This is a genomic window from Paraglaciecola sp. (assembly GCF_030730205.1).
Lineage (GTDB): Bacteria > Pseudomonadota > Gammaproteobacteria > Enterobacterales > Alteromonadaceae > Paraglaciecola.
On the sequence record NZ_JANQVQ010000079.1, the window covers coordinates 1 to 4,539 of the forward strand.

The 4,539-nt window shown below is 43.9% G+C and carries 2 protein-coding genes; one reads left to right on the top strand and one right to left on the bottom strand.

Annotated features, from left to right (window positions below):
• Window positions 1-2,365, bottom strand: a 2,365-nt coding sequence (locus NWQ57_RS06955; RefSeq protein ID WP_306021418.1) for a TonB-dependent receptor, incomplete at its 3' end; no start/stop codon positions are given.
• 247 nt (window positions 2,366-2,612) lie between these two features.
• On the opposite strand from NWQ57_RS06955, the gene NWQ57_RS06960 reads away from it, so the two are divergent.
• Window positions 2,613-4,539 (top strand): choline BCCT transporter BetT (locus tag NWQ57_RS06960; RefSeq protein ID WP_306021419.1); only part of this gene is annotated, 1,927 nt, incomplete at its 3' end.

Genomic DNA, 4,539 nt, shown 5'->3' on the forward strand with positions numbered 1-4,539 from the left:
AGCCAGAGCCCGTACCGTAGATTAATTGCGTAGCATCTTCGGTGACGTATGCATCCATTGCCATACCAGCTAAACGATCACCGGTATAACTGACAGAAGCATTAAAGTAGCCTTCATAACCGTCATTGAGCTCGAAATAATAACGAGCTCGAATATTGCCTGAAAACTCTGCTGAGTAAGGTAGTTGAGCCCCCACTTCTGGCGCAATACCAGCGAGCTCGGCATTCACACTGGTTAACTCAGTATCAAGTAAACTAAAGGCGGCATTAATCACCAAATTTTCTGAGGCTAACCACGTAATGTCGGCATCAAGACCTTTTATCTCGGCATCACCTACGTTATCCGTAAATACTAAGAAACTGATATTGGTGGGATCGTACCGTGAGGTCTGTAAATCAGAAATTTCAGAGTAGTAGGCGGTTGCATTTACACGTAAAACGCCATCTAAGAAATCACCTTTTATTCCCAGCTCGAAATTATCCAAGCTATCAGTGGTTGAATAAACCGGGATCCTGAAACCGTCAAAGGCACCACTTTGATTGGTTGCCAACCCCCCGCCCACGCGATTAGTCACCGGAGGTCGAAAGCCCTCAGAGTATGTGGTAAACAGCAAAATATCGTCATTTACTTTCCAGTCTAATGACGCTTTGTAAATTACGTCATCTACCGTCAACGTGCCGTCATCATCCAATAAACTCACTTCCAGTTGGCCGCTGTCGATGGCAGCCTGAACTAACGCAGGATCTTCACCTACTGCGATTAGCTCATCAGGATCAAGGGTGCCAAATGCGCGGATACGACGACTAACGTCAACGGTCGAAGTCGATCCTTTATAAATATCATCGATTTGATACCAGCGGGCGCCAAGCGTTGCAGTAACGGCATCAGATAAGTCAAACTCAAGCTGACCAAATACGGCTATTTGCTCAATGGTATGGGTAACATCATTTACAAAGCTGACTTCTGATTCAAAAGGCCCACCGTTTGAGTTAATTCCTTCGCTACCTTTTAGCGTTGCGGCTAAATTAGGGAATTTTTCAGTACTGGCAATTTTGAATTTGCCAACGGTACCTAGCTCTTGGTCATCATAGAAAATACCTGCTGTCACTCGCCATGCTTTGTCGGCGTCTGTATTAACGCGGAGTTCGTGCGTAACACGAGAGGTGTCAGTTTGTTCTTTATAAAACTTAGTGGGGTCTAAACACACTTCGTCTGCTGCTGCTACATCGCCGCCGTAACTACATACGTAGTAGGCTGAGAATAAACCGCCATTGGTGTAGCCGGTATAATCGATAGTTGAACTGATTTCCCGGTCTAAATAACCGCCGGTATACACCAATTCAAGTTTGTCTAAACGCCCTTCTAGGGTCCAGGTTGTTAGTCCAAATTCATCGTCATTGTCTTCCGGCACAAAACGGTTAACTGAATTTTCACCTTCAAGGTTGGGGTCGTAAGCAAACACCCCTTCTGTATCCAAAGATTGTTGAGTGTGCTGAACAAGTAATTTCCAATCTTCGTTAATGATATAAGAAGCACCAAAACGAAAACCAGCGTAAACAGCATCGTTTTGATCGTCTTCTACTAAGGTATCATTTTTAGGTGACACGATTGGTGTATTGGCGGGATCACTCAGTACGCCACCAGAAATACGATCGATAACAACCGCACTGCCGGTATAGCCGCCTTGGCCAGGTTGGTTTAAGACATTATCAATCCAGCCACCTTGTTTGTCATTGTAAGCCACGATGCGTAATGCAAGATTATCAGTAGGGACGAAGTTCATAAAAGCTTCAACGGAGTTACTGCTTTCCCCGCCTTTGGTAAACCCCATATTGATATCAAGCCCACCACTGAATCCACTGTGATCAGGCTTTTTAGAAATCATGCGTACTGTGCCTGATTGTGAACTCGCCCCAAATAGGGTGCCTTGTGGTCCGGGTAAGACTTCTACGCGTTGCATATCCGCAGCGTACACGTCTAGGTTACGGCCTTGCATTGATACCGGCTGTTCGTCGAGGTAAAAAGCCACTGAAGGTTGAAGTGCCTGCACCGATGAGACTGAAATATTGGTTTGAGAGGTCGCAGCACCGCGAATATAGATCTCGTTTTGACCAGGGCCGGTGCCTTGAAATACCACGTTAGGCAAAAATTCGACATAGTCGTTGAAGTTGTCCACGCCAAGATTTTCTAGAGCATCACCATTTAATGCGGTTACAGAAACAGGAATATCCTGAATGGAAGCCGTTCGTTTGGTGGCTGTCACTTCAATTGTTTCTATTGATGCTTTACCTGTTGACTCTTGCGCCTGCACGCCTTGTATAGAAAGAGCGGCAATAATTGCGCAATTCAATTTGGTTTTTTTCATTGATAGAACCTTTTTAGTGTTTATGTGTCGTGCACATGATAAATGATCTGATGCAATTCGCAAATATGGTTGAATTCTAACTAAATATTTTCGCATGATTTCATTTTTGCTTTTGAAAATATTAGGTTTTTTATAAATTGCTTGTTTTTTGTTAGCTAAATAAATCGTGCTCTAATTATTTGTATTGAAGTTTATTTGTCGCCTTTTCTACGATATATTCTATGCAATTGTGATTAAAGGAATTCCCATGTCGGAATCAAACCGTTTGGGCTCAGCGTTAAACCCGCCCGTTTTTTATGTTTCTTCGTTCGCCATACTGCTGATTTTAATTGTTGCGGTTTTTATGCCAGAAGGCGCGAGTGTCTTTTTTACCGAATTGCAGTCGACCATTGTTAATAATGGCAGCTGGTTTTATGTTTTGTCGGTTGCAATTATTTTGATGGCGGTGCTGTATTTGGGCTTCTCTAAATATGGCGATATCCGCTTAGGGCCTGACCATGTTAAGCCCGAGTATTCTATTGTCAGCTGGTTGTCGATGTTATTTGCGGCAGGGATGGGTATTGGCTTAATGTTTTTTGGGGTGTCAGAACCCATCATGCATTTTTTGGCTCCACCGACGGCTGAGGTCAATACCACTGAAGCGGTTAGGGAGGCCATGAAGATAACGTTTTTTCACTGGGGACTTCACGCTTGGGCAATCTATGCCATCGTTGCTCTTGTGCTTGCCTATTTTAGTTTTAGGCAAAATTTACCCTTAACTCTGCGTTCGGCTCTGTATCCAATGATTGGCGATCGTATTTATGGCTGGCCGGGCCATGTGGTGGACATTCTCGCGGTGGTGAGTACCATTTTTGGTATCGCTACTTCCCTAGGGCTAGGGGCATCGCAGATCAACTCTGGCCTGCATTACTTATTTGATATGTCAGTGTCGACCAGCAACCAAATTTACTTAATGGTGGGCATTATTGCTATTGCGATTGTGTCGGTTTCTACTGGATTAGATAAAGGAATACGTATCTTATCTGAAGTGAATATGTTGCTGGCAGTGGCCTTGTTATTGTTTGTTATTATTTTAGGTCCCACAGTGTTTTTGCTGACCGCCTATGTGCAAAATACGGGGGCGTATTTATCTGATATCGTACGCAATACCTTCAACCTATTTGCCTACGAAAAAACCGACTGGATCGGTGGTTGGACAATATTTTATTGGGGATGGTGGCTTGCTTGGGCGCCTTTTGTTGGTTTGTTTATTGCGCGTATTTCTCGCGGTCGCAGCATTCGTGAATTTGTACTAGGCGTATTAGTTGTGCCCACCGCCTTCACCTTATTTTGGATGACTGTGTTCGGTAATTCAGCTATCGATTTGGTGTTTAATCAAGGCCAAGAGTTGCTAGGGCAAATGGTGAATGAAAACACTGCAGTCGCCTTGTTCGTTTTTCTAGAAAACTTTCCGTTTAGCCACGTGCTATCGTTTATCGCTACTCTGATGGTGGTTATATTTTTTGTGACCTCTTGCGATTCAGGGGCCATGGTGGTTGATATGTTGTGCTCGCATGGGAATAATAATACGCCATTATGGCAGCGTGTGTACTGGGCCATATTAGTAGGTGTTGTGGCTGCTGCCTTGTTGTACGTTGGAGGCTTAAGTGCCTTGCAAACCATGACCATAGCAACCGCATTGCCCTTTTCTATTATACTTTTAGTGGCGATAGTGGGTTTGTTTAAGGCTTTACGAGTAGAGGCTTATAAACGTGAAAGTATGCTGTTTCATGCCTCTCCACAACCAGCTGGTGGTGTAGATTCATGGAAACAACGATTACAAACTATTGTGCATTTTCCCAGTAAACAAGCGGTACAGTCCTTCATTCATGACCGTGTTAAACGTGCTTTCGAAGCATTACAACTTGAGTTCAAAGCACAACATCTTGAGGCTAATATTGTCGAAACAGATCTGGCTATTACCTTAGAAGTGCATCAAGGAGAAGAGCAGGCCTTTGTTTATACCGTTAACTGCGACAAAAATATAACGCCGACTTACGCCCTAGACGAAGAAGAATTGCACGATGATGACGAACATGCTTACTACCGAGCGGAAGTGCATTTAGCCGAAGGTGGGCAAAATTACGACATTATGGGCTGGTCTGAACAGGCGGTTATTCATGATGTTATTGATC